General features: G+C 38.6%; 1 protein-coding gene and 1 pseudogene. Both read left to right on the plus strand.

All coding sequences use genetic code 11. From position 1 onward, the window contains the following. A partial coding sequence (locus SB717_RS34010; protein ID WP_410907222.1) for a YbaB/EbfC family nucleoid-associated protein occupies positions 1–292 on the plus strand: 292 nt, incomplete at its 5' end. A gap of 14 nt (positions 293–306) precedes the next feature. After that, positions 307–386 (plus strand): annotated as a pseudogene (locus SB717_RS34015) (recombination protein RecR); the annotation flags it as partial.

Consider the following 386-nt stretch of genomic DNA (forward strand, 5'->3'; position numbering starts at 1 on the left):
GAAACAAATGCAAAAGATGCAAAAAGACATGGCGAAAGCACAAGAAGAGCTTGGTGAAAAAACAGTTGAAGGTACAGCTGGCGGCGGAATGATTACAGTTATTGCAAATGGTCACAAGCAAATTCTTGAAGTGAAGATTAAAGAAGAGGTTGTAGATCCAGAGGATATCGAAATGTTACAAGACTTAGTGTTAGCTGCAACAAATGATGCACTTAAAAAGGCTGATGAGCTATCAAACTCTACGATGGGTAAATTTACAAAAGGCTTAAACTTACCAGGTGGAATGTTCTAGGAGGATATTGATACATGCATTATCCAGAACCAATATCAAAACTAATCGATAGTTTTATGAAGTTGCCAGGTATCGGACCGAAAACAGCGGTTCG

The sequence above is a fragment of the Priestia sp. SIMBA_032 genome (assembly GCF_046535215.1).
Lineage (GTDB): Bacteria > Bacillota > Bacilli > Bacillales > Bacillaceae_H > Priestia > Priestia aryabhattai.